This is a genomic window from Gilliamella sp. B2887 (assembly GCF_026537015.1).
Taxonomy (GTDB): domain Bacteria; phylum Pseudomonadota; class Gammaproteobacteria; order Enterobacterales; family Orbaceae; genus Gilliamella.
Map to the genome: position 1 here is coordinate 1 of NZ_JAFNMX010000017.1, position 25,416 is coordinate 25,416.

Below are 25,416 nucleotides of genomic sequence, written 5' to 3' on the forward strand. Positions count from 1 at the left end.
TGTCGATGACGCCGTGTCAGTGGATGCGCATTATAGGCACTTTAAATTTTACTGCAAGTGTTTATTGCTATTTTTTTTCTGTTTGTGCTTTTTTTGCTCTAAACGTACTCGAAGCATACTAAAACCAGTCATTTTATATCGGATGCTGTTTTAATTTACTTGATTAAACTATATTGCCTAACAAGAAAAGAATCACGAATAATTAAATTTAAGTATAAAGTATGCAGTATTTATATTAAATACTGCATTTAATAATCACCAATTAAGTCTCGATTTTTATCTTACTTGGTAAATCCGCTAAGCTGTCAATGACCCAGTCAGCTTGGGATAATGCTTCATCTGTGATTATGTCGCCAGTTTTTACTAACACTGCTTTTTTAACACCTGCACGTTTACCTGATAATAAGTCAGAAATTTTATCACCAACCATATATGAATTAGCAATATCTATATTTAGCTCTTTAGCTGCGGTTTGAATCATACCAGGACTCGGCTTTCGACATTCACATGTATCGATTAAAGGATCATGTGGGCAGTAATAGATACCATCTAAATCAACACCTCGATCTTGTAATGACCAATCCATCCATTCAGTCAAAACATTGAATTGTTCTTCTGTGAATTTATTTCTTGCAATCCCTGATTGATTAGTTGTAATAATCAATAAAAAGCCCATTTTTTTGAGTTCTTGCATTGCTTCAATGACACCATCAATAAAATGAAATTTATCAATTGTATGTACATAATTGTAATCGATATTAATGGTACCATCCCGATCTAAAAAAATAGCTGGTTTCATATTTACTTTTTTCCCTTTTGCTTAGATATTCAGCGAATTTATATCGCATATTATTGATTGACTTAGATGTCTAGACGTCTTAATATTCACCTATTTACACATTGTCTTTATATATTATGATACAACTACAACATATTTCGAAAACATTTGAACATAATAAGACGCCAATTCATGCATTAAAGGACATTACAATTCATGTACCCAAAGGCAAAATTTATGGTGTTATTGGTAAGTCTGGTGCAGGAAAGAGTACACTTATTCGCTGCGTTAATCTTTTAGAAAAACCCACTAGTGGTAAAATATTTTTTGATAATCAAGAGATCACTCATTTATCAAATCGTAAGCTTATTGAAGTACGTCGAAAAATCAGCATGATTTTTCAGCATTTTAATTTACTGTCTTCACGCACAGTGTTTGATAATATTGCATTTCCACTTGAGCTAGATAAAACACCTAAAGCCGTTATTAAACAAAAAGTCAATGAACTTATTGATTTAGTTGGATTAACCGAAAAATCTCATGCCTATCCTGCAAATTTATCGGGTGGTCAAAAGCAACGTGTTGCGATAGCAAGAGCTTTAGCTAGTGATCCCAAAGTATTATTGTGTGACGAAGCAACCAGTGCGCTTGACCCTGAAACAACGCGCTCTATTTTGGCATTATTAAAAGATATCAATCAAAAACTAGGTTTAACCATTTTATTAATTACCCATGAGATGGATGTTGTTAAACAAATTTGTGATCAAGTTGCCGTTATTAGTAATGGGGAATTGATTGAGCAATCATCGGTTGGAGAAATGTTTTCACATGCAAAAACGGATATTGCACGTCAATTTATTCAATCAACTTTACATCTTAATATTCCTGAAGATTATTTAGCAAGGCTATCGCCTGAATATAAAGAAGGACTTAATCCTTTAGTGAGTTTTGAGTTTACTGGAGTTTCAGTAGACTTACCTTTATTATCTCAAATTGCTAAAGAGTTTGATATTGATAGCAACATTATTAGTGCACAAATGGATTATGCAGGAGGTGTTAAATTTGGTTTAATGTTGGCTGAACTAAGAGGAAAACCCAAAAGCACAGCATCAGCAATTCAGTTTTTAGAAAAAAATAACACTAAAGTAGAGGTGCTTGGTTATGTTTGATTTTATTCCTTCATTTAAACCTTTTGAGTCATTATTTCGATATTTTGCAGGACACGACTTTTGGGCAAATTTTGTGGCATTTTGTTCTTCATTTAATGGATTTAATGAAGCTATGTTATTCAAAATGGCACAAGCAACTGATGAAACATTATATATGGTTATTCTGTCAGGTTTATGGGGAACAGTGATAGGTTTACCTATTGGTATATTACTTTACACCACCCGTAAAGGACAAATTTTAGATTGTTATGCAGCTAATAGTACGCTTTCATTCATTACTAACGTGTTCCGTTCCATACCTTTTATTATATTAATCGTTTGGATTATTCCATTTACCACATTTTTAATGGGAACTTTTATAGGTAAGCAAGCAGCAGTTGTTCCATTAAGTATTGGGGTTTCTCCATTAATTGCACGTATGATTGAAAATGCATTATTGGATGTACCTAAAGGACTAATTGAGGCTGCTCGTTCAATGGGTGCAACACCATTACAAATTATATATAAAGTTCTATTACCTGAATCATTACCGGTAATAGTCAATAGCATGACAATTACATTAATTACTCTTACCGGATATATTGCTATGGCTGGAGCTGTTGGTGCTGGTGGTTTAGGTCAACTTGCAATTCAATATGGTTACAACGGCTATAAGCCTGCTATAATGAATACGGTTTTAATTATATTAATTGTTATTGTTTTTATTATACAATTTATTGGCAATAGGATTGTCAGACGCGTTACGCATCACTAATTTTGGAGGAATTCATGTCTATTAAAAAACTAGCATTCATTACCGTATTGATAAGTTCATTTTTTTTAACTGGTTGTGATAATAAGCAATCAACAGTTTCAGATAATAAATCAGAAGAACCGGCTAAAGTTAGCATGATTAAAGTAGGCGTTATTTCTGGTCCTGAACAAGAAGTCGCAGAAGTGGTTAAGCAACAAGCCAAAGATCTTTATAATCTAGATGTTGAACTGGTTATTTTTAATGATTATGTCACACCAAATCAAGCATTAAATGATGGCTTAATTGATATTAATGCTTTTCAACATAAGCCTTATTTAGATGAACAAATAAAAGAACGCGGCTATAAACTAGCCGTTGTCGGTAACTCATTTGTTTACCCTATTGCTAGCTATTCTCATAAATTAAAACCAATTGATAATACAACAGAAACAGGAGAAGGTGTAAAAATAACATCACCTCGCGGTGAAACTTTCTTTATTGCCGCTAATTCAACGATTACCATTCCAAATGATCCAACTAATTTAGGTCGAGCATTACTCTTATTACAGCATGAAGGTATGATTACCGTTGATAAAACGAAAGGTTTACTACCTACTGTTCTTGATATTACAAGTAATCCTTATAACTACAAGATTGTTGAACTTGAAGCACCAATGCTACCGCGTTCATTAGATGATGCTCAAGTTGATCTTGCTATTATCAATAATGCTTTTGCAGGACAAGCAAATTTAACACCAAGCAAAGATGGCATATTTGTAGAGGATAAAGAATCACCATATGTTAATATTATTGTAGCTCGAGAAGCTGACAAAGATAATGAAAACATCAAAAACTTTGTTAAAGCCTATCAAACTGATATTGTAGCACAAAAAGCTGAGCAAATTTTCAATGGTGGTGCAATTCGTGGTTGGTAATGATCGATGAATTATTAACTATAAACATTATTCCGCTGACCCATAAATCAGCGGAATAATACTACTGAAAGAACCAATAAGACTATTTAAAATTGGCTATCAATAAATAAAATCTTAAATAATGACATATCAAATCAAACCGATCGGTATTATTCATTCTCCCTACAGCGAAAAATTTGCTGTTCCTCGACAGCCAAATTTAGTTACCGCAGGTCAAGGTGAACTTCATCTATTATCACCTTATAATAATCCTGTTAGTGTTAAAGGATTAGAACAATTTTCACATTTATGGCTATTATTTCAATTTCATCATATTGAACCAGAAAAATTGCGTTTAGCTGTACGTCCGCCGCGTTTAGGCGGTAATAAAACATTAGGAGTGTTTGCTACCCGATCACCTTTTCGCCCTAATCATATTGGACTTTCAGCTGTCGAATTAAAAGATATTGTTTTCAAAAATAAGCAGATTATTTTGAAATTAGGCAGTATTGATTTAGTTGATGGAACACCAATTATCGATATTAAACCTTATTTACCCTATTGTGATAGTTATCCTTGGGCTGTTGCAGGTTATGCTCAATCAGAACCTGAGAAAAAAATTACAGTGGAATTTTCACCACAAGCACAATTGATTCTAACTTCATACCTATCAACTTATCCACACCTTAAAGAATTAATCACGCAGGTTATCTCTCAAGATCCAAGACCTGCTTACAAACAAAATAATATTGAGCAACAAGAATATGGGCTGAGACTTTACCAATTCAATATAAAATGTAAAATCAGTAATCAACATGCAATTGTTGAAGATATTATTATGGATAATAAGAAATAGGTAAAAATGTGTTACTCGTTAATGATAAAGAACCAATTCTTAACTTTTATCATTTATCGATGATTGACGACAGATCCAATAAATCATCCTAATAATACATTAACGTTTGTAAAAAATTTTTAGGCTAGTGATACGTTTTAATAGATTTAACTAAAAATTGTTTTGTAAAGATTGTTTACAAAAATATCATCGGAAACGACTAAAAAAGACTGGTATATTTAAATAACTTTGATACATTAAATACGGGTTTAATTTCCCTATATTTCCCTTAACCACTAAAATTCCTTAAATTTTAGTGGTTCTTTTAATAAAAGATTAATGGTATTGAGAATGTTGTTTATTTCTCATTTGAGCAACATCAATCGCATCAAAGAGATAGTGCTTTCCGCAATAATCACAATGAATATCGATCTTTCCGTCCTCTTCATTTAGAATTTCATCAATTTCATTAGCAGGTAACGTCATTAAACTATCTTCACAACGTTGACGAGAGCACCCACATTTAAAAGTAATATTGTGAGTTTCAAAAAGTCTGACTTCTTCTTGGTTGTAAAGACGATATAAAATTTCTTCAGTTGATAACTCGAATAATTCATCGCTAGTAATCGTTTCAGTTAAAGCACTAAGATGCTCAAATGAATCCGTTGTATTTTCATTGCTAGGTAAAACTTGCAATAAAATTCCTGCTGCTATTCGCTTACCTTTAAATAGACCCGTTTTAATAAACAGTCTAGTTGGTAACTGTTCTGACTGCATAAAATAGTTTTCGATACAGCCTAATAATGAATCATTTTCTAAACCAACTATACCTTGATAACGCTCACCATGTTTTGGTGTAATTGTGATAACTATATAGCCATTACCTACCATATCTTTAAGCGAAGCATCATCACCAATGCTACTATTGATTCTAGCAACACCACGTAACTCTTGCTGATTATTACCATTAACTACAGCTAAACTTAATGGCCCATCACCCTGTAATTGTACAGCAATATCACCTTCAAATTTTAAAGTGGCAGTTAATAAACTGGTTGCAACTAATAATTCCCCTAGTAACTTTTGTACAGCTATTGGATAATTATGATCATCTAAAATAGCTTGGTATGTCTGTTCAAGACGGGTAATTTCACCGCGAATAGGATGATTATCAAATAAAAATCGATTTAAAGTATCCATATTAGTTGTTGTCACCTTTTTGTCTATCATATTTAAATTTAAGCAAATTTCGCCGCTCTTTTTTATCCGGCTTTCTATTAGGATGCGGCATAGTTAATGCATTTAGTTTACGAGCTTGTGCCAGTTGATCGCGTTTAGCAATACTATCGATCGTTTCTCGATAAAGAAATTGAGCTTCAGTGGCAGTTCTTCTTTGACTACTGATAGCCAAAATTTGAATTGTTTTTTGTTCGGAGCCCTGACGAAGTGTTAACATCGCCCCAACTTCAACAATTTTACTTGGTTTAGCGCGTTGACCATTATAGTGAACTTTACCACCATCAATCATTTCTCTGGCTAGAGAACGGGTCTTATAAAACCTTGCAGCCCATAACCATTTATCGAGTCTTACTCGCTCCATCACCACCTCATCTAGTTTTACTATCAAAGCCAGTTTGATAATAAACATATACAACCAATCAAATTGGCTTGTTATAAATTATATAAGATTGCTTTTTTTAAAATCAATGTTGTGGACTAACAATAAACTCATTGCCATTTGTTAAAAATGTACCGGATAAACCAAATGGTGAAATATCACCATGTAAATCAGCACGATAATTGAACGCGCTAGGAGGTTCCTGAACTAATTTCCACTCATCAAGAAGTAAACTGCTTACACCATATGCTGAGAGGTGTAATGATAAGAATTCGGTTTGCGATGGATTAACTTTGGCAACAGCCTCAACCATTCCACCACTCACTAATGAACTAAAATTCCATAAAGTATTATACTGTGAATCAAATTTTACCACTAGATCAGGGTAGTTAACATCGATCTGATTAATCGTACCTTTTTCAGCTTTTAAAAATAATGTTCCAAAATATAAACCTAATTTTTTATCTTTTACTAAAATGACATCAGAGCCAGAAGCCTCGAAATTTATTAATGTAAATGGATAAGTTGGATTAGTATTAATTAACATGCTTGGTAACACGGTTAAATCATCGATTACAACTTGACTAAAGACGTCTGGCAATGAAAAATGTTCTAACTTTTCGGTTATTTGATAATCAACACCCGAAAATAATAATTTACTCAAATGTAATGAGTTATTCTTCCATACACCAGAAAAATTGACATTACCATTATTCCAAGTTGCCATTGCTTTTGGGATATCAACTTGCTGATCATTTAAAGCCAATTGAAGTAATACCGAGGAAAACGTATTATTATTCCAGACAACACTATCAGCATTAAAAATAATAGAACCGCCCTCAATGTGCCATCGATCATCATACCGTAGGTTAGCTGTTTCAAAATTACCTTTATCAATAATTAAAAAAGGCAACTGGATACTGCTTTCAAAAATTGACAACTGACGAATCGTTAATTTTGGTAAGACAGAAAGATATTTATCAAAATAATTATCATCCGTTGTTTGGAAATGAATATTGCTTACTTTCAATTGTTCAATATCCAAACTATTATCTGATAATATTTTTAATTTACTCACAAAAAAACCTTTATCAAAATTCCCACCTAAGTTAGTAATAGAGGTAATATTATCGCGATGAAATCCTTGAATAAGGACTTTATTCATTGGTAGTTGATTAAGTAAAACGTGTTGTGAGGTTAAATCAAACTGATATTTTATATCACCGGATGAACTAAATGGTTTGATACCACCATTTAACTGCTGTAAAGATAAATTTATTTGCCCATTATTAAAGGAAGTATTAACAATAGAATCAACTAATTTTAACGTATCTGCTGTAAAATTATCATATTTAATATCTTGATTATGATTAATTTCACCATTTATAACAGTAATATACTTAAAATGATTAAATTGCCAAAGGTGATTTTTATCCAACCCAATAACTAATTTAGGAATTCTAACTAGTTCCTGTTTTTCATCTTTAATAATGACATTATCAAATGATAATTCATATAAATTTGCAAATGAGTGATGCATATTATCAATTGATATAGTATAAGAGCTTAATTTTGACAATTGTTGGCTAACTATTTTTGCGCCAAATGATGTCTGTAGCAAAAAATAAGGCAAAAAAACCAAAAAACAAACAATAGTCAAAAAAATAATTATAAAAAGTTTTAATCGCCGCATAAATAGACTAAATCACTAAAATAAATTATTTAATAATTACATTACGATACCCCATTTTAACCAAAATAGCATCTGATTTCGATACAAATGATTTGTGATTGTATCAGTTTTAAAGTTAATATATAAAAATAGGTGTATTTAAAATAACAAATAAAATAAATAACTTTCCTGCTTTAATACAATGATAGGATCGTTATTTATATTTATTAATAAGTAAAACGGGAGAAACAGAGATGAAACAAATCCCAATGACGGTAAAGGGAGCAGAATTATTACGTGCGGAATTGGAAGAGCTGAAAAATGTTAAACGGCCGCAAATTACAGCAGCCATTGCCGAAGCCAGAGCGCACGGGGATTTAAAAGAAAATGCCGAATATCACGCAGCAAGAGAACAACAGGGTTTTTGCGAAGGGCGTATTCAAGAAATCGAAGGTAAATTATCACAAGCCCAAATTATCGATATTACTAAAGTGAAAAATACTGGACGAATAATTTTCGGCGCAACAGTTACAGTAATCAACGTAGATACTGATGAAGAAACTACCTATCGTATCGTTGGTGATGATGAAGCGGACTATAGACAAAATCTTATTTCAGTTAACTCTCCAATAGCAAGAGGCTTAATAGGTAAAGAAGATGGTGATACAGTACAAATAAAAACACCAGGTGGTGATGTTGAATTTGATATTGTGAAAGTTGAATATATTTAAATAAAAAAATGAACAGGGCTTATACGCCCTGTTATAATTTCTATTTAGGTAATGAGATTTTCTTCTCATCACTTGGTCTAAAAATGGTAAAGATAGAACCTACTTGTTGCACTGGTAACGCATTAGTTTCGCGAATAATTGCATCACAAATTAGCTTTTTAGTTTCACGATCTTCCGCGGATATTTTAATTTTGATTAATTCATGAAAATTCAGGGCATTTTCAATTTCTGCTAAAACGCCCTCGGTAAATCCATTAGCACCAATCATCACAATAGGTTTAAGGTGATGAGCTTCACTTTTTAAATACTGTTTTTGTTTATTCGATAAATTCATTAATTTTTTATCACATTAAGTTGTAATTTTATTATTTTACCCTTATATATATGAGTAATCAATTGAAGTAATCATCTTATACTAAGGATTTATTATCTGTGAGTAACAAAAAACGCTCAGCAAGTTCAACGCGTTGGCTCAATGAACATTTTAATGACCGATTTGTGCAACAAGCACAAAAAAAAGGACTGCGCTCAAGAGCATGGTTCAAACTAGAAGAAATTCAAAAAAGTGATAAATTATTCAAACCAGGTATTACCGTAGTTGATTTAGGTGCAGCACCTGGTGGTTGGTCACAATATGTTGCCTCACTGATTGGTAATAAAGGTCGCATTATTGCATGTGATCTGCTACCTATGGATCCAATCGTTGGCGTGGATTTTTTACAGGGTGATTTTAGAGATGAACTTGTATTGAAAGCGCTATTAGAACGAGTTGGCGAAGAAAAAGTTCAAGTTGTTATGTCTGATATGGCACCAAATATGAGTGGGCAACCGGCAGTTGATATACCTAGAGCAATGTACTTAGTCGAACTTGCACTTGATATGTGTAGAGATGTGCTTGCACCTAATGGTAATTTCATTGTAAAAGTGTTTCAAGGTGAAGGATTTGAAGAGTACTTAAAACAAGTCCGATCGATGTTTAAAACAGTCAAAATTCGTAAACCTGAAGCCTCTCGAGCAAGATCTCGAGAAGTTTATATTGTTGCAATGGGTATGAAGTAGCCAGTTGAATAATTTTGTAGTACCATACTTCGTTAATTTTGGTCGTAACTATTATTTTTATGAGAGGTTTTTCTTTTGAACGACATGGTAAAGAATTTACTGATTTGGGGAGTAATCGCTATAGTGCTAATTGCTGTATTTAACCAATTTAGCGCTATATCTAATAGCCTCCCTCAAGTTAATTATACCCAATTTAATTCTGATATTGCCAACAAAAAGCTCAAAGAAGTGCATATCAATGGACGTGAAATTACTGCTACAACCAACGGTAACGAAAATTATGTTACCTATATTCCTTATTATGACGATAAATTAATGGATGATTTGGTGCTCAATAAAGTCGCAGTATATGGCCAGCCAGATGAAAGACCAAGTTTATTAGCCAATATATTAATTTCTTGGTTTCCAATGGTGGTATTTATTGGTCTTTGGTTCTTTGTTATGCGCCAAATGAATGGAGGCGGTAAAGGTGGACCAATGTCGATCGGCAAAAGTAAAGCTCGCATGTTAACCCCCGATCAGGTCAAAACCAAATTTGCCGATGTTGCTGGTAGTGAAGAAGCTAAGCAGGAGGTCACTGAGGTCGTTGATTTCTTACGTGACCCTGGTAAATATCAAAAATTAGGTGGTCGAATTCCAAAAGGAATTTTAATGGTTGGGCCTCCAGGTACGGGTAAAACTTTATTGGCAAAAGCTATAGCTGGCGAAGCCAATGTACCATTCTTTAGTATTTCAGGTTCTGACTTTGTTGAGATGTTTGTGGGTGTTGGCGCTTCCCGTGTACGGGATCTATTTGATCAAGCACGTAAACATGCCCCTTGTATTATTTTTATCGACGAAATTGATGCCGTTGGACGTAAACGTGGTGCTGGCTCTATGGGTGGTCACGATGAACGAGAACAAACATTAAATCAAATGTTAGTTGAAATGGATGGATTTGAAACCAACAGTGGAATTATCATTATAGCTGCAACTAACCGAGTAGATATACTTGATCCAGCTTTACTTCGTCCTGGTCGTTTTGATCGACAAGTACAAATTGGTTTACCTGATATGAAAGGTCGCGAACAAATTTTAGCTGTCCATGTGCGTAAAATTCCACTAGGTCCTGATGTGGATTTATCGGTATTAGCGCGAGGCACACCAGGTTATTCAGGTGCAGAATTAGCTAATTTAGTTAATGAAGCTGCTTTATTTGCTGCCCGACGTAATAAACGTCTTGTCACCATGGATGAATTTGAAGAAGCCAAAGACAAAATCAATATGGGCACAGAAAGACGTTCGTTAACCATGACCCAAGAACAACTTGTTTCAACAGCTTATCACGAAGCTGGGCATGCGATTATTGGCTATTTAATGCCTGATCATGACCCTATTCATAAAGTGACCATTATTCCTCGTGGACGAGCTTTGGGTGTGACTTTCTTTTTACCTGAAGGTGACCGAGTAAGTGAGAGTCGAGAAAAATTAGAAGGCGATATTGCAACACTGTATGGTGGTCGACTTGCAGAAGAGTTAATTTATGGTACAGATAAAGTATCAACAGGTGCATCAAATGATATTAAAGTTGCAACTCAATATGCGAGAGCAATGGTAACACAGTGGGGGTTTTCTGAGCGTTTAGGACCATTATTTTATGAAATGGATGAAAATTCAGCTTATGGACGTCCTAAAGATATTTCAGATGAAACAGCTCGAATCATTGATGAAGAGGTCAAAGCCATAATCGATCGCAATTACCAACGAGCTCGTCAAATATTAACTGATAATATTGATGTACTTCATGCAATGAAAGATGCATTAATGAAATATGAAACTATTGGCTCAAAACAGGTTGCAGATTTAATTGCCCGCCGTCCAATTACTACGCCGGATGATTGGACAGAAAGTGATGAAAAAGCAGCTAACAAAATTCCAAATGAAGGCAGTAGCACACTACCGCCTCAATCAGAAAGTTAATTTGTTCAAAAGGTATAAATATAACGCGCTACGGCGCGTTTTTCATAGTAAAAAATATAAATTAAAAACGTGATTATTAAGATTCAATCAAATAAGGCACAATTATGGAAATTCGATTTAAAAATCAGATAATGGACCTTTCATTTCCACAAGTAATGGGTATTGTTAATATGACGCCTGATTCATTTTCTGATGGGGGTAATTACAATAATCTTGATGATGCTATGCGCCGAGTTGACAATATGATTCAAGCTGGCGCGACTTTTATTGATGTAGGTGGCGAATCAACACGCCCAGGAGCGGCTGAAGTATCGGTTGAAGAAGAGTTAGATCGTGTTATACCTTTGGTTGAAAAAATTGCACATTATTTTGACATTTGGATATCAGTCGATACTTCTAAACCACAAGTAATGACTGAGTCGGCAAAAGCTGGAGCTCATTTAATTAATGATATTCGAGCACTTACCGAGCCAGGTGCTATCGAAGCGGCAGCAAAAACACAATTACCAATTTGTATCATGCATATGCAAGGCGATCCTAAAACTATGCAAAATGCTCCACATTATCAGCAAGACATTTACCAAGAAGTGGACCAATTTTTTACCCAACACATTAATCGTTGTATGAAAGCTGGAATAGAACGTCAAAAAATCATTCTCGATCCAGGTTTTGGTTTTGGTAAAACGCTACAACACAACTATCGATTATTAGCTAAATTAAACAGTTTTCACCATTTTGGTTTACCTTTATTAGTCGGAATGTCACGTAAATCAATGATAGGACAAGTATTAAATGTGGCCCCTCAAGAACGCATGATAGGCAGTATATCTTGTGCTGTAATAGCAGCTATGCAAGGAGCACAAATTATTCGTGTTCATGACGTTAAAGAGACCTTTGATGCACTGAGGATTGTGCAAGCAACATTAGTAGAACAAGGATAAATTTGAAACCAAATACACAATAAATAATATTATCTATTGATATCTTTTTTTAAATTTTTCTAAATTAGATATATTAGAGTTATTGTTTTTACTTCAAAATAATTTTGATGATCAAGTAAGCAATAAATTTAGAATAGCTAATATTATTTAGTATAAGATATTTACTCATATTGTAAGATTAGTTCGTGTTACTTTTTCCTATCTATCAATACTGGTAACTGCCCATACTAATTTTGTTCTCACTAATGCTACATTCACTTCAAATCCTTCCTTTTTACAAAGAAATTCATTGATAATTCATCTTTAACGTAATGTAGAATATGAAGAAGTGTAGAAAAGAGTTTATAAAGAATATCAAATAAAATAAATGAGTTAAAATTTTTAGGTTCGATTGAAAAGTGCTTTATTTTAAATAATCTTATTAATTTTCTAATTATAAAAAAACAATAGGATATAAAAAAAGAATACAGTAAAAATCTATTGAACAAGAAAATGAGTGTTATTGGATTTTGATTTAGTGCCGGTAAACGTTTTTTTATGAGAATATTAGTAAATATTTTTTGAATGAATGGATACCATTAATCAATCTTGTCAAAAAGCAACAGAATTGAAATTCGTTATGGCTTATTTAATATAAAAAATGAACAAACAATATAAAAAATCGTTGGATAGAAACCCTCAATGCTTTTAACTTATTATAATATTAAAATTATTTATTTTGTTCCTCATTTTATTATAAAATTAATAACAACATTATGACCAATACATTTTTACGCGCAAAATATCCCGATAAACACGACCAAACCAACATAGTTATTATTCATAAAAGCTTTAAAACAATTTGTTCTGTCACGATCTTTAATCAACCATTGTTGATTGATAAACAGTAATATTGTCAGAAATAGACCAAAATAATAAAAAGCAGAGAACCGGTTGATTTTACCAATAGCCAATAAATTAATAATCATTATTGTCTGTAGCATTCCAATGATGAACTTGTCATAACGACCGAATAAAATTGCCGTCGACTTAATACCAATTTTTATATCATCATTACGATCAACCATGGCATACTCAGTATCATAAGCAACTGTCCAACAAATATTTGCAATACAAAGTAACCAACACGTTAATGGAAATTCTTCAATTGTTGCTGCATATACCATCGGAATACTCCAACTAAAGGCAATACCTAAGATAACTTGAGGAAAATGGGTATAACGTTTCATAAAAGGATAAACCATCGCCGTTAACAATGCTAAACAAGCAATCAACCATGAAAGTTTGTTTAAAGTTAACAAAAGACCTAATGCCACAACTAATAATAGTAATAACGTCCACAATGCGTTTTTTTCAGTTAATACCCCACGCGCCAATGGACGATTCTTAGTACGATCAACATGACCATCAAAATGCCTATCAGCATAATCATTAACCACACATCCAGCTGAACGCATGACCAGCACACCTAAAGTAAAGACAACGATGATATAAATAGGAGGATAATTGGTAGCAAGCCAAATAGCCCAAAAAGTTGGCCATAATAACAGCAATGTACCAATTGGACGATCTAATCGCATCAGTTGTAAATAAGCTAGCATAAATAAAGTTATCCGAATAAATTATTGGAGAATTATAACGTTAATCCTAAAAGCTGCAACGCTAGGTATAATGTATAAAATTACTGTTTGCACAAAATTGAATTTTCAGTTGGTTAGAACAGATTTAATTAAATACTCGTTAATAACATCTGTAAATACTGTTCAGTAATCACAGCCAAGGCTTGATAAAATAAACTAATTTCGTTTTGTTTTAAATGATTTAAATAAGTTGAACTCCATAGCAATAAATGATCAGTCATTAATTGCTTTGCCACCACGAATTGTTTTTTTTCAACTAATATAGCGAAAGCCATTAACATTAACCCAAATTGATCTTCTGGTTCATTCATACCACTATTAAGCGTTAGACCATTTTGTTGTAAAAATTGACGGTAACGCTCTTGAGATTCTCCCATTAATAATTTTTCTTGATCAAGATAAACTGAACCCCAAGGAGGGACAGGCATATTACCCTGCCCTTCAAATAACACTGAAAACTGAAAATCAAGATCAGGGGTTTGTATTTGATTAGCTAATATTTGGCACTGTTCATTAATTAATTTATAATCTGACCAGTTTGCCAAATTATCTATATGCAGTAGCCCATCAATCAATGGCCTAACTGTCTCGCTATTGGGGGAATAATAGAAAAATGCACCCAATAGTTTTGCTAATGTGACTAAAGTTAGATTATCCAAATTACTTATTCTCATATTCAGATATTATCGCTAATTGATAATATTTTTGATAATTATAATGGTATTGTCCATAAATTATAAAAGGCCATGCGTTCACAAAGTTCAGCAACTAAAGTGCATAAAAAACCAACTAGATAAATCATAGTTATTTTTTTGTTTCGCCAACTATTTAAGCCCACCAAAATTAGAGCTACCAACAATAATCCACACTGTAGTGCAAACCAATGATACTGATCATAAGCTAATTGAGGCGCGATTTCGACCATTAAGTTAATATAAGGAATCTTTAATAACAGTATTAACAAAACACCAATAAAAAAGGCAATACTCCCTGTTCGATAGAATCCGAACATGACAACCATACTCCCACCCAATACTAACATTGCGGTATACATTTGAATTACCGTATAGTAAGAACCCCAAGTTTTAACCGTCGGCAACATGTAAGTTAACACAATTGTCCACACAAAAATTAAACTTAAGATCACTAACAATACAGCAAGAATTTTGCCAATATGTGGAATTTGATTAATGCGCTGGCATAGAGCGTTAATCAATTCCCACCGATTTGAATTATTATGATGAGAAAAGTAAGCAAGTATTACCCAACCCAATGTCACACCAAATAATAATCCAAAGGTAAAAATCTCATTACTCATTGGTGAACGACCAATACCGAAAATCACATTCAAAGCACGTAAAGGCTTACCTAAGTGGAATGACGCCAGTAACATACCTAATGCCATAAAAATTAGGGCTACTAAATTAATTTTTTCGATAATTAACACATTATGGGATGATCGATTCAATAAATAATTTAAACCGCTTAAAAGCACCATTCCAGCAGATAGTTGCCCAAATATGGTAAAAAATACCAGTGGTAATTCATGCATTTTAGACCTCCTCCGGATTGAGTACTTTACCTTGTGTATCACCAGATGCTTTAGATTGTGCATGTGGTTTTATGACAATATTAGGATTAGTCAGTTGTGAATTTGGTAATGGTGCAATATTACGTTCATCACCATATTGCTCACGCAACTTACCAATTTCATCAAAGTCTAAAGCTCGTTGTGGACATGATTCAACACATACAGGCTTTAATCCTTCAGATACACGCTCATAACACCCATCACATTTAGACATTACTTTTTTTTGGTGATCGAATTGTGGTGCACCATAAGGACAACGCATTTCGCAGTATCGACAACCAATACAAACATCTTGATTCACCACAACTAAACCATCTTCCTCACGTTTATGCATTGCACCCGTTGGACACCCATATACACAAGTCGGTTGATCACAGTGATTACAAGAAATCGACAAATAATAAGTAAAAGTATTATTTTGCCAAAGACCATCAACTTGTTGCCATTCACCACCACCATATTCATACACACGACGAAAATGGATGCCTAAAGAGTTATCCTTCTCATCTTTACAGCTCAATTGACAGGTTTTACAGCCCGTACATTTAGAAGAGTTAATATAGAATCCATATTGCATTTCATGCATCTCCCTTTAATTACGATGCTGTTGACATAACTGACAATGGTTTAATGTCAACCAAGTTAGTATGTTGTGGATTGGATTTAGCTAGAACTGATGGACGCATTGAAGTTAAACGATTAACACAACCACCAATATCTATACCTTCTGCATTAGTTTTTGCCCACAAACCTTGGGGAATCGCAATCACACCTGGCAATATACGTGGTGTGACTTTAGCAGAAATATACAATCGACCACGATCATTATAAACCTCAACTAATTGTCCATGCTTAATCTGTCTTTGCTCTGCATCAAATGGATTAATCCAAATACTGCTCGCCACAGCTTCTCGTAACTGCGGTAAATTACTATAACTTGAATGACAATGACCTTTAATATGAAAACCAATTAATTGTAATGGATATTTTTGTTTCTGCTGTCTATCTTCACTTCCTTCAATAGCGGGTAAATAAGCTGGGATTGGATAAAGTTTATCATCTTCATCAAAATCCCATTCACTGGCAATTTTGGCCAATGCTTCAGAATAAATTTCAATTTTTCCTGATGGCGTATTTAATGGATTTTTAAGAGGATCATCTCTGAATGTTTGTAAAGCAACTTGTGTATCGCTATTAGCTAACTTACGATCAATCACTCCTATACCATCAGTTTCATCAAAGCTAGGTAAATTAGGATATTGTTTTCGAAGTTTCTCATAACAATACTCTATCCACTCATCCTGACTACGACCTTGCGTGAATTTATCTTTTACTCCCATCTTTTCCGATAAATCTGTTAACACATCATATGACGAACGATTTTCCCAAAGCGGCTTAATTGCTCGTTGCATACGAATAACGTAATGATAAGCACCTGATGCATAAGAATTATTAATCAAATCATTACTTTCGACCGAAGACACATCTGGTAATAGTAAATCGGCATACTTAGCCGATGCGGTCATATGTGTGTCCCAGACTAAAATAAACTCACATTTTGATTCATCTTGTAAAATTTGGTGAGTCCGATTGAGATCAGCATGCTGGTTACCAATAACATTACTTGCATAACTCCAGATAAATTTAATGCCTACATCTAATTTATCTTTACCTTTTATATAAGCATTTGTGGCCGTCATACTAAATGGATCATCAATGGCTTTAGTCCATAAAAAAAATGGAATACTGGTTTTAACTGGGTTCACAAGACTTAAACCTGGAACTGGATAAGTTACACTACCTCCCCAAGTTCCTATATTTGTTCCTAGCTTACCAAATTGACCAGTAATAATAGGTAATATCATAATTGCTCTTGTAGTGTGCTCACCATTCTGCCAACGTTGAGGACCCCAACCTTGAGAAATCCATGCAGCCTTAGCACTGACAATATCGATTGCTAATTTTCGAATCTGATTTGCTGGAATTCCTGTTTTTTGAGCAGCCCATTCGGGTGTCTTCGGTGTCCTATCATCGCCTAACCCAAGAATATAAGATTTAAAATCGCTAAAAGGAGGTGCCGTATCAGGTAATGAATCGGCGTTCCAACCAACACAGTATCGATTGAGCATTTCATCATCAATACGATCTTCTTCAAGTAAAGTATAACCAATTGCAGCAACTAATGCGGCATCGGTACCTGGGATAATTGGGATCCATTCAGCATCATAACCAACTACGCTTTCACTATGCCGTGGATCGATAATAATAACTCTTGCCTTACTTTGTGATAAAGCATTGAATAACTCCGTAACCTGCCCACCACCGGACATTCGAGTTTCAGCAATATTTTGACCAAACATCACAACCAAATCAGAATGTTTTATTTGGTCTAACAAAGATTCGTTAGCATTACCATAAAGATAAGGTTTAATTGCTGTTATTTGTCCACTTGAATAATCACCATGGTAATTCAAAAAACCGCCAATAGTATTTAAAAACCGCTTACAGGCATTACGTCCAGGGATATTTGCGCCTGTTGTACCTGTACCATATTGATAATAAATAGCCTCATTACCATACTTATCAATCGTATATTTTAATTTATCCGCTAATAAACTGATGGCCTCTTCCCATGAAATTCGCTTAAATTTACCCTCACCACGTTTACCAACGCGTAGCATTGGATATTTTAAACGATCAGGATCATAAGTACGCCAACGAACGGCTCTCCCACGTAAACAAGGGCGAATTTGATGCTGACCAAAGACGGGATCATTAACACCATCCTCAGCAGAAATTTTAGTGATAATATCGTTTTTAACATGGACTTTTAGTGGACAACGGCTTCCACAATTAACTAAACAGGCACTATAAAAAATTTTTTCTTGGTTAGTAGGGTTAGGAATTTCATTGTCACTGGTATTTTTATCCGACTTGGCGTAAACAAAAGGCATTTGCATATTACTTGCCAAAGCTGCAATGCTTCCAATTGCCATCGATTTTTGTAAAAAATCACGTCGACTCATTTTATTGTTTTCTGACTTGCTCATTGAATTCCCTTAATTTTTATGTGGAATTTATTTATCATAATACTATTGATGGAATATTAAAATGGTATAAACAGTATAAATCATGATTAATTTCAAATAAATTAATTGAATAAGAATTATTATCAACTCATTCAACATAATAAAACGCTATTTGTATTTCATTATAAATTTAATATCATGCATCTTAAAGAAAGATTGGTATAATACTCTCCATTTATTTGAATGAACTAGAAACGCTATGTCACAATCTACTTATAATGCCGTCGATATTGAAGTCTTAAAGGGCCTCGATCCTGTCCGACATCGCCCAGGAATGTATACTGACACTGCTCGCCCAAATCATTTAGGGCAAGAAGTCATTGATAATAGTGTCGATGAAGCTATTGCGGGGCATGCTCGTCAAGTGAAAGTCACTCTTTATGAAGATAATTCACTTGAGGTCATTGATGATGGACGTGGAATGCCCGTTGATATTCACCCTGAAGAAGGTGTGCCAGCCATTGAGCTACTACTTTGCCGTTTACATGCTGGAGGAAAATTCTCAAACAAAAACTATCAGTTCTCTGGTGGTTTGCATGGTGTAGGTATTTCAGTGGTTAATGCTTTATCCAAACGAGTAGAAGTTACCGTTAATCGAGATGGGCAAGTGTATCAAATCGCTTTCGAAAATGGTGATAAAGTAGAAGATCTGCATGTTACTGGTATGTGTGGACGCCGTAATACTGGAACCAAGGTTCGTTTTTGGCCTGATGAAAAATATTTTGACTCACCAAGATTTTCAGTACCACGATTGTCTCATCTACTAAAAGCTAAAGCTGTACTTTGTCCAGGTTTGGAAATTATCTTTAAAGATAAAATTAACAATACCGAACAACGCTGGTGCTATCAAGACGGCTTAAAAGATTATTTAATGGAGTCTGTTAGTGGTTACACACTATTACCAGAGGAGCCATTTACTGGTAATCATACGGGTGAAACAGAAGCGGTCGAATGGGCTTTACTTTGGTTGCCAGAAGGCGGCGAACTTTTAACAGAAAGTTACGTTAACTTAATTCCGACCGTACAAGGCGGTACGCATGTTAATGGTTTACGCCAAGGATTACTTGATGCTATGCGAGATTTTTGCGAATTTCGAAACCTATTACCGCGGGGTTTAAAACTTACTGCTGATGATATTTGGGAACGTTGTGCATATGTATTATCGGTAAAAATGCAAGAACCACAGTTTGCCGGGCAAACTAAAGAGCGCCTATCATCAAGACAAAGCGCAGCATTTGTATCTGCTGTTGTTAAAGATGCCTTCAGTTTATGGTTAAATCAAAATGTACAGATCGCTGAATCATTGGCAGAACTGGTCATTACCAGTGCCCAAAAACGTTTAAGAGCATCAAAAAAAGTTATTCGTAAAAAGCTTACTAGCGGTCCTGCTCTTCCAGGTAAATTAGCAGATTGTTCCTCACAAGACTTAAGCCGTACGGAACTATTTCTAGTCGAAGGGGATTCTGCGGGAGGATCAGCTAAACAGGCGCGAGATCGTGAGTATCAAGCTATCATGCCGTTAAAAGGTAAAATATTAAATACTTGGGAAGTTTCATCTGACGAAGTCTTAGGTTCGCAGGAAATCCATGACATTTCAGTGGCTATTGGTATCGACCCAGATAGTGATGATTTAAGCCAATTACGTTATGGTAAAATTTGTATTTTAGCCGATGCTGACTCTGATGGATTACATATTGCCACTTTACTTTGTGCGCTATTCGTTCGTCATTTTCGTGTTATGGTTGAACGTGGTCATGTCTTTGTAGCAATGCCACCGCTTTATCGTATTGATCTTGGCAAAGAAGTCCATTACGCTTTAGATGAAGAAGAAAAAGAAGGTATTTTAGATCAACTAAAACGCAAAAAAGGCAAACCAAATGTACAACGTTTCAAAGGGTTGGGTGAAATGAATCCACTGCAACTCCGTGAAACAACGATGGATCCGAATACCCGCCGATTAGTTCAGTTGTCACTTGATAATACAGAAGAGACCATGGCATTAATGGATATGCTACTTGCCAAAAAACGTTCAGAAGATCGCCGTGAATGGTTACAAGAAAAAGGTGATCAAGTCGAACTTGATGTCTAACATAAAGAATGATTTAGAGGAACAATAATGAGTGAAATGACTCATGACGGAGTAGAAATCCAGTCACTACGTACATTTACAGAAAGTGCTTATTTAAACTACTCAATGTATGTCATTATGGATCGCGCATTACCTTTTATTGGTGACGGTCTAAAACCCGTGCAGCGACGTATTGTTTATGCCATGTCAGAATTAGGGTTAAATGCTCAAGCAAAATTTAAAAAATCAGCACGTACTGTGGGTGATGTGCTCGGTAAATATCACCCGCATGGTGATAGTGCATGTTATGAAGCGATGGTGTTAATGGCGCAGCCATTTTCTTACCGTTATCCATTGGTTGATGGACAAGGGAACTGGGGGGCACCAGATGATCCCAAATCCTTTGCAGCTATGCGTTACACCGAATCACGTTTATCAAAATATGCTGAATTATTATTAGGTGAATTAGGACAAGGTACTGTCGATTACACACCTAATTTTGATGGTACTTTGCAAGAACCTAAAATGTTACCGGCTCGATTACCCAATATTTTATTAAATGGTACCACGGGGATCGCTGTTGGTATGGCAACGGACATTCCACCACATAATATTCGTGAAGTGGCAAACGCCGCTATTATGTTAGCCGATAACCCAAATGCAACTTTAAGTGAAGTAATGGCTCACATTCAAGGACCAGACTTCCCGACCGAAGCCGAAATTATAACTTCGCCTGACGATATTGCTAAAATATATAAAACGGGTCGTGGTTCAATTCGCATGCGTGCAGTATGGAAAAAAGAAGACAGTGATATTGTTATTACCGATCTACCACATCAAGTTTCCGGGGCAAAAATTTTAGAGCAAATTGCTTCGCAAATGCGCGCTAAAAAATTGCCGTTAATAGAAGATTTACGCGATGAGTCTGATCACGAAAATCCAACTCGACTGGTCCTCGTTCCTCGTTCTAATCGTGTTGATTTAGAACAAGTAATGAATCACCTTTTTGCCACTACCGATCTTGAAAAAAGCTATCGAGTCAACATGAACATGATTGGGCTAGATAATCGCCCATCAGTAAAAGGTTTGCTTGAAATTCTCACTGAATGGCTGGAATACCGCCGAACAACAGTCATACGTCGATTAAATTATCGTTTAGATAAAGTATTAAAACGACTCTATATTTTAGATGGTCTATTAATTGCTTTCTTGAATATTGACGAAGTGATTGAAATCATTCGTAATGAGGAAGATCCAAAAGCTGAGTTGATGCATCGCTTTGCCCTGTCCGAGATTCAAGCTGAAGCTATTTTAGAACTAAAACTTCGTCATTTAGCCAAATTGGAAGAAGTGCGCATTAAAGGCGAACAAAATGAACTTGCTAAAGAACGAGATCAATTACAAGCATTATTAGCTTCACCACGAAAATTAAATCATTTAATTAAAAAAGAGCTTCAACAAGATGCCGAAAAATATGGTGACGAGCGCCGTTCACCTATCGTTGAGCGAAGTGAAGCAAAAGCCATTACAGAACAAGAACTCATACCATCAGAACCTATCACCATTGTGTTATCTGAAATGGGCTGGGTTAGATCAGCAAAAGGACATGATATCGATCCTGTTGGTTTAAGTTATAAAGCTGGCGATAGTTTTAAAGTTGCGGCCAAAGGTAAAAGCAATCAACCAGTAGTATTCATTGATTCGACTGGTCGAAGTTATGCTATTGAACCAAATACACTACCATCAGCACGCGGACAAGGTGAACCAATAACGGGTAAACTAGCACTTCCTGCTGGAGCAATAATTGAACATATATTAATGTCCACTAATGAAAATAAAAAATTCTTATTAGCCTCTAGCGCTGGTTATGGTTTTATTTGTAAATTCAGTGATTTAGTTACTCGAAATCGTAATGGTAAAGCGATCATCAATTTATCAAATGAAGCTAAAGTGCTAGCGCCAATTGAAATTCTATCTGAAGATAGCTTATTATTATCCATTACTCAAGCAGGACGAATGCTCATCTTCCCTGTAAAAGATTTACCTGAGCTTGCAAAAGGTAAAGGCAACAAAATCATATCATTATCAGGTGCAGATGACCGCCTTGCTTACATACAATTAATCACACCAGATACATCCTTAACCTTATATGTTGGTAAACGCAAACTTACGCTTAATCCAGCTGATTTAGAAAAATATAAATCGGAACGTGCACGTAAAGGAACAGCTTTACCACGTGGATTACAAAAAATAGATCGAATTGAGGTAATTTAATAATATGTCTTTTATTTGGGCGATAATTACAGGCTTTGTTTTAAGCATTATATTAAAATCAAATTGGGGGTTTTTACTTGGGTTATTTATTGGCCCAAAACTTTACCATGCGTTTTGTAATAAGTTAACCGAACAAGGACCAAAAGGAAACCCAAGACTTTACTTAACCGTAGTTTTTGAAGTACTTGGTCATTTAAGTAAAGCTAAAGGCGTTGTTACGCAAGATGATATTAATTTGGCACGTAGATTTATGACCCAATTGCAGCTAGATAGCAATAGTCGTCAACTTGCTCAAGACTCCTTTAATCGTGGTAAAGCAAGTGATTATCCACTTAGGGAACGTTTAAGAGAGTTATATAATCAATATCGTTATAGACGTAATGTGTTAAATATTTTCTGTGAGCAGCTTATCCAGGCAGCACTAATCGATGGTCATTTAGATGACAAAGAGTCACAAATACTCTTTATCGTAGCCGAGGAATTCAATATTCCTCATCATCAAATGGCAGTTTACATACAAATGATGATGGGGAGTTATCATTTTCATCAACAGAATTATAACTACCAACACGAACAGAATAATCAATATCGAGAAAATAGTAATCATCGCTATAGTGGTTATCAAAACAACTCTTCACAACTAAATTTACAGAATGCTTATAAAATTCTAGGCGTTGAACCATCTGCCGATATTGCTACAATAAAAAGAGCTTATCGTAAATTGATGAATGAACATCATCCTGACAAGTTAGTATCTAAAGGTTTACCAAAAGAGATGCTTGAAGCGGCTAAAAAACGCGCACAAGAAATTCAAGCAGCTTATGATTTAATCAAAGCCTCTCGTGGTTTTAAATAGAGACGATCCATATGATGCACTGGCGCTCAATTCTTAGAATCATAGGTTTATTAATTGCACTATTGTCAATATTCATGTTACTACCAGCGTTGATTGCCTTAATCTATCGTGATGGCGCAGGTGCCATATTTGTTCGTTCCTTTTTCGCAGCATTAATATTAGGCTGTTTACTATGGTTACCCAATCGTCACCAACGTCATGAGCTCAATACTCGAGAAGGTTTCTTTATCGTCGTTTTATTTTGGGTTGTACTCGGTACAATAGGAGCATTTCCCTTTATTTTTGATACCCATATTAATTTAAATTTAACCACAGCATTTTTCGAATCGTTTTCCAGCCTAACGACGACAGGTGCAACAACAATTGTACATCTTGATCATCTACCTAAAGCCCTACTTTTCTATCGACAATTATTACAATGGTTGGGGGGTATGGGTATTATTGTTTTAGCGGTTGCAATCTTACCATTATTGGGTGTTGGGGGCATGCAACTTTATCGGGCCGAAATCCCTGGTCCACAAAAAGACAGTAAAATGCGTCCACGTATTGCCGAAACGGCAAAAACACTTTGGTCAATTTATATTTTACTCACAACGCTCTGTGCAATTTGCTTATGGGCTGCTGGAATGAATATTTTTGATGCGGTTTCACACAGTTTCTCAACCATATCAATGGGTGGATTTTCTACTCACGATGATAATCTTGCTTATTTTAACAGCGCTACCATCAACTATATTATTACTATTTTTTTAATTTTATCGGGCTGTAATTTCGCATTACATTTTGCTGCATTAAATGGATTATCGATTAAAGTATACTGGCGAGACCAAGAATTTAGAACTTTTATCTTTATTTTACTTATTTTAATTGTGATTTGTGCATGTGGAGTTTATTTTTATCAAATAAAACACAAATTAAGTATAGACAAAATTATATTACAAGTTGTCTCTGTCGCAGCCACAGCAGGATTTACTATTGATGATATCAATACCTGGCCGTCATTACTTCCTCTTTTTTTACTATGCGCATCATTTATTGGTGGATGTGCAGGTTCTACTGGTGGTGGTTTGAAAGTAGTTCGGACATTATTACTATTTATGCAAGGTTCGCGAGAGCTAAAACGCCTTATTCATCCCAATGCTATCTATACATTGAAACTCAACAATCGTGTTGTACCAGAACGAATTATTGAAGCTGTTTGGGGATTTTTCTCGGCATATGCTTTAGTCTTTCTACTCAGCTTATTTATCATTATGGCAACAGGTATTGCGGCATCTGATTCTTTCTATATTGTAGCATCTTCACTCAATAATTTAGGTATTGGTCTTGGCAGTGTAAGTGATAATTTTGCTAGTGTTAGCGATATGGTTAAATGGGTCATGATAGTTGATATGTTATTTGGTCGATTAGAAATATTTACTTTACTTGTTTTATTTACACCTACTTTCTGGCGAAGCTAATTTTATACTGAAACGTATAGTTAACCTCA

At 34.8% G+C, this 25,416-nt stretch carries 22 protein-coding genes; 12 read left to right on the top strand and 10 right to left on the bottom strand.

Features of this window, described 5'->3' with window-relative positions; genetic code table 11:
* Positions 1–262 precede the first annotated feature (262 nt).
* Positions 263–799, bottom strand: a complete 537-nt coding sequence (gene gmhB / locus J3U13_RS10900) for a D-glycero-beta-D-manno-heptose 1,7-bisphosphate 7-phosphatase (RefSeq protein ID WP_267342056.1) — start codon at positions 797–799, stop codon at positions 263–265.
* A 116-nt stretch (positions 800–915) separates the two neighbouring features.
* On the opposite strand from gmhB, the gene metN reads away from it, so the two are divergent.
* From metN to tsaA, 4 genes are all read left to right on the top strand, one after another.
* Positions 916–1,947, top strand: coding sequence for a methionine ABC transporter ATP-binding protein MetN (metN, locus tag J3U13_RS10905; protein ID WP_267342057.1), 1,032 nt, complete (start codon positions 916–918; stop codon positions 1,945–1,947).
* A 112-nt stretch (positions 1,948–2,059) separates the two neighbouring features.
* Positions 2,060–2,701 carry a methionine ABC transporter permease gene (locus J3U13_RS10910; RefSeq protein WP_416380262.1) on the top strand — a complete coding sequence of 214 codons (642 nt, stop codon included), beginning with the start codon at positions 2,060–2,062 and terminating at the stop codon, positions 2,699–2,701.
* A 14-nt stretch (positions 2,702–2,715) separates the two neighbouring features.
* Positions 2,716–3,615: a methionine ABC transporter substrate-binding lipoprotein MetQ gene (gene metQ / locus J3U13_RS10915; RefSeq protein ID WP_267342059.1), complete on the top strand. Its 900-nt coding sequence runs from the start codon at positions 2,716–2,718 to the stop codon at positions 3,613–3,615.
* A 118-nt stretch (positions 3,616–3,733) separates the two neighbouring features.
* Positions 3,734–4,450, top strand: a complete 717-nt coding sequence (tsaA, locus tag J3U13_RS10920) for a tRNA (N6-threonylcarbamoyladenosine(37)-N6)-methyltransferase TrmO (RefSeq protein WP_416380662.1) — start codon at positions 3,734–3,736, stop codon at positions 4,448–4,450.
* A 315-nt stretch (positions 4,451–4,765) separates the two neighbouring features.
* Here the strand turns inward: tsaA and hslO are convergent, their stop codons facing one another.
* From hslO to J3U13_RS10935, 3 genes are all read right to left on the bottom strand, one after another.
* On the bottom strand, positions 4,766–5,659 hold the full coding sequence (hslO, locus tag J3U13_RS10925; protein WP_416380575.1) for an Hsp33 family molecular chaperone HslO: 894 nt from the start codon (positions 5,657–5,659) through the stop codon (positions 4,766–4,768).
* Positions 5,631–6,029: a ribosome-associated heat shock protein Hsp15 gene (gene hslR / locus J3U13_RS10930; protein ID WP_267342064.1), complete on the bottom strand. Its 399-nt coding sequence runs from the start codon at positions 6,027–6,029 to the stop codon at positions 5,631–5,633. The genes hslO and hslR overlap by 29 nt, the downstream gene beginning before the upstream one ends.
* A 103-nt stretch (positions 6,030–6,132) precedes the next feature.
* A complete protein-coding gene (locus tag J3U13_RS10935; RefSeq protein ID WP_267342065.1) occupies positions 6,133–7,626 on the bottom strand; it encodes a hypothetical protein in 1,494 nt (497 codons plus the stop codon).
* 347 nt (positions 7,627–7,973) lie between these two features.
* On the opposite strand from J3U13_RS10935, the gene greA reads away from it, so the two are divergent.
* A complete protein-coding gene (gene greA, locus J3U13_RS10940; protein WP_065559646.1) occupies positions 7,974–8,450 on the top strand; it encodes a transcription elongation factor GreA in 477 nt (158 codons plus the stop codon).
* A 40-nt stretch (positions 8,451–8,490) separates the two neighbouring features.
* Here greA and yhbY read toward each other — a convergent pair whose 3' ends face one another.
* Positions 8,491–8,784, bottom strand: coding sequence for a ribosome assembly RNA-binding protein YhbY (gene yhbY, locus J3U13_RS10945; RefSeq protein ID WP_267342069.1), 294 nt, complete (start codon positions 8,782–8,784; stop codon positions 8,491–8,493).
* A gap of 98 nt (positions 8,785–8,882) precedes the next feature.
* On the opposite strand from yhbY, the gene rlmE reads away from it, so the two are divergent.
* The 3 genes from rlmE to folP all read left to right on the top strand — a co-directional run bounded on the left by rlmE (position 8,883) and on the right by folP (position 12,409).
* On the top strand, positions 8,883–9,509 hold the full coding sequence (rlmE, locus tag J3U13_RS10950; RefSeq protein WP_267342071.1) for a 23S rRNA (uridine(2552)-2'-O)-methyltransferase RlmE: 627 nt from the start codon (positions 8,883–8,885) through the stop codon (positions 9,507–9,509).
* 75 nt (positions 9,510–9,584) lie between these two features.
* Entirely contained in the window at positions 9,585–11,468 is a 1,884-nt protein-coding gene (gene ftsH, locus J3U13_RS10955; protein WP_416380259.1) for an ATP-dependent zinc metalloprotease FtsH, read from the top strand.
* A 104-nt stretch (positions 11,469–11,572) separates the two neighbouring features.
* The gene (gene folP, locus J3U13_RS10960; protein ID WP_267342072.1) at positions 11,573–12,409 is read left to right on the top strand and encodes a dihydropteroate synthase; all 837 of its coding nucleotides are present in this window, start codon (positions 11,573–11,575) and stop codon (positions 12,407–12,409) included.
* A gap of 770 nt (positions 12,410–13,179) precedes the next feature.
* Here folP and ubiA read toward each other — a convergent pair.
* From ubiA to J3U13_RS10985, 5 genes are all read right to left on the bottom strand, one after another.
* On the bottom strand, positions 13,180–14,010 hold the full coding sequence (ubiA, locus tag J3U13_RS10965) for a 4-hydroxybenzoate octaprenyltransferase (protein ID WP_267342074.1): 831 nt from the start codon (positions 14,008–14,010) through the stop codon (positions 13,180–13,182).
* A 128-nt stretch (positions 14,011–14,138) separates the two neighbouring features.
* Positions 14,139–14,708 carry a TorD/DmsD family molecular chaperone gene (locus J3U13_RS10970; RefSeq protein WP_267342075.1) on the bottom strand — a complete coding sequence of 190 codons (570 nt, stop codon included), beginning with the start codon at positions 14,706–14,708 and terminating at the stop codon, positions 14,139–14,141.
* A 53-nt stretch (positions 14,709–14,761) separates the two neighbouring features.
* Complete coding sequence (locus J3U13_RS10975; RefSeq protein WP_267342076.1) at positions 14,762–15,601, bottom strand: dimethyl sulfoxide reductase anchor subunit family protein; 840 nt, start codon at positions 15,599–15,601, stop codon at positions 14,762–14,764.
* Between the two features lies 1 nt (position 15,602).
* Positions 15,603–16,217 (bottom strand): DMSO/selenate family reductase complex B subunit, encoded by a 615-nt coding sequence (locus tag J3U13_RS10980; protein WP_267342077.1) that lies wholly within the window; start codon positions 16,215–16,217, stop codon positions 15,603–15,605.
* Positions 16,218–16,236: 19 nt separating this feature from the next.
* The gene (locus J3U13_RS10985) at positions 16,237–18,690 is read right to left on the bottom strand and encodes a DMSO/selenate family reductase complex A subunit (protein ID WP_267342079.1); all 2,454 of its coding nucleotides are present in this window, start codon (positions 18,688–18,690) and stop codon (positions 16,237–16,239) included.
* A 238-nt stretch (positions 18,691–18,928) separates the two neighbouring features.
* Here J3U13_RS10985 and parE point away from each other — a divergent pair, with 238 nt between their 5' ends.
* The 4 genes from parE to J3U13_RS11005 are packed head-to-tail and all read left to right on the top strand — an operon-like array spanning position 18,929 to position 25,387.
* A complete protein-coding gene (parE, locus tag J3U13_RS10990) occupies positions 18,929–20,818 on the top strand; it encodes a DNA topoisomerase IV subunit B (RefSeq protein ID WP_267342081.1) in 1,890 nt (629 codons plus the stop codon).
* Positions 20,819–20,845: 27 nt separating this feature from the next.
* Positions 20,846–23,071: a DNA topoisomerase IV subunit A gene (gene parC / locus J3U13_RS10995; RefSeq protein WP_267342082.1), complete on the top strand. Its 2,226-nt coding sequence runs from the start codon at positions 20,846–20,848 to the stop codon at positions 23,069–23,071.
* Between the two features lie 4 nt (positions 23,072–23,075).
* Entirely contained in the window at positions 23,076–23,927 is an 852-nt protein-coding gene (gene djlA / locus J3U13_RS11000; protein ID WP_267342084.1) for a co-chaperone DjlA, read from the top strand.
* A 14-nt stretch (positions 23,928–23,941) separates the two neighbouring features.
* A complete protein-coding gene (locus J3U13_RS11005) occupies positions 23,942–25,387 on the top strand; it encodes a TrkH family potassium uptake protein (protein WP_267342095.1) in 1,446 nt (481 codons plus the stop codon).
* The last annotated feature ends 29 nt before the right edge of the window (positions 25,388–25,416 follow it).

Coding starts and splice junctions, on each gene's coding strand:
- gmhB (WP_267342056.1), bottom strand. CDS start 799: ATGAAACCAGCTATTTTTTTAGATCGGGATGGTACCATTAATATCGAT.
- metN (WP_267342057.1), top strand. CDS start 916: ATGATACAACTACAACATATTTCGAAAACATTTGAACATAATAAGACG.
- J3U13_RS10910 (WP_416380262.1), top strand. CDS start 2,060: ATGTTATTCAAAATGGCACAAGCAACTGATGAAACATTATATATGGTT.
- metQ (WP_267342059.1), top strand. CDS start 2,716: ATGTCTATTAAAAAACTAGCATTCATTACCGTATTGATAAGTTCATTT.
- hslO (WP_416380575.1), bottom strand. CDS start 5,659: ATGATAGACAAAAAGGTGACAACAACTAATATGGATACTTTAAATCGA.
- hslR (WP_267342064.1), bottom strand. CDS start 6,029: ATGGAGCGAGTAAGACTCGATAAATGGTTATGGGCTGCAAGGTTTTAT.
- greA (WP_065559646.1), top strand. CDS start 7,974: ATGAAACAAATCCCAATGACGGTAAAGGGAGCAGAATTATTACGTGCG.
- yhbY (WP_267342069.1), bottom strand. CDS start 8,784: ATGAATTTATCGAATAAACAAAAACAGTATTTAAAAAGTGAAGCTCAT.
- folP (WP_267342072.1), top strand. CDS start 11,573: ATGGAAATTCGATTTAAAAATCAGATAATGGACCTTTCATTTCCACAA.
- ubiA (WP_267342074.1), bottom strand. CDS start 14,010: ATGCTAGCTTATTTACAACTGATGCGATTAGATCGTCCAATTGGTACA.
- J3U13_RS10975 (WP_267342076.1), bottom strand. CDS start 15,601: ATGCATGAATTACCACTGGTATTTTTTACCATATTTGGGCAACTATCT.
- J3U13_RS10980 (WP_267342077.1), bottom strand. CDS start 16,217: ATGCAATATGGATTCTATATTAACTCTTCTAAATGTACGGGCTGTAAA.
- J3U13_RS10985 (WP_267342079.1), bottom strand. CDS start 18,690: ATGAGCAAGTCAGAAAACAATAAAATGAGTCGACGTGATTTTTTACAA.
- parE (WP_267342081.1), top strand. CDS start 18,929: ATGTCACAATCTACTTATAATGCCGTCGATATTGAAGTCTTAAAGGGC.
- parC (WP_267342082.1), top strand. CDS start 20,846: ATGAGTGAAATGACTCATGACGGAGTAGAAATCCAGTCACTACGTACA.
- djlA (WP_267342084.1), top strand. CDS start 23,076: ATGTCTTTTATTTGGGCGATAATTACAGGCTTTGTTTTAAGCATTATA.
- J3U13_RS11005 (WP_267342095.1), top strand. CDS start 23,942: ATGCACTGGCGCTCAATTCTTAGAATCATAGGTTTATTAATTGCACTA.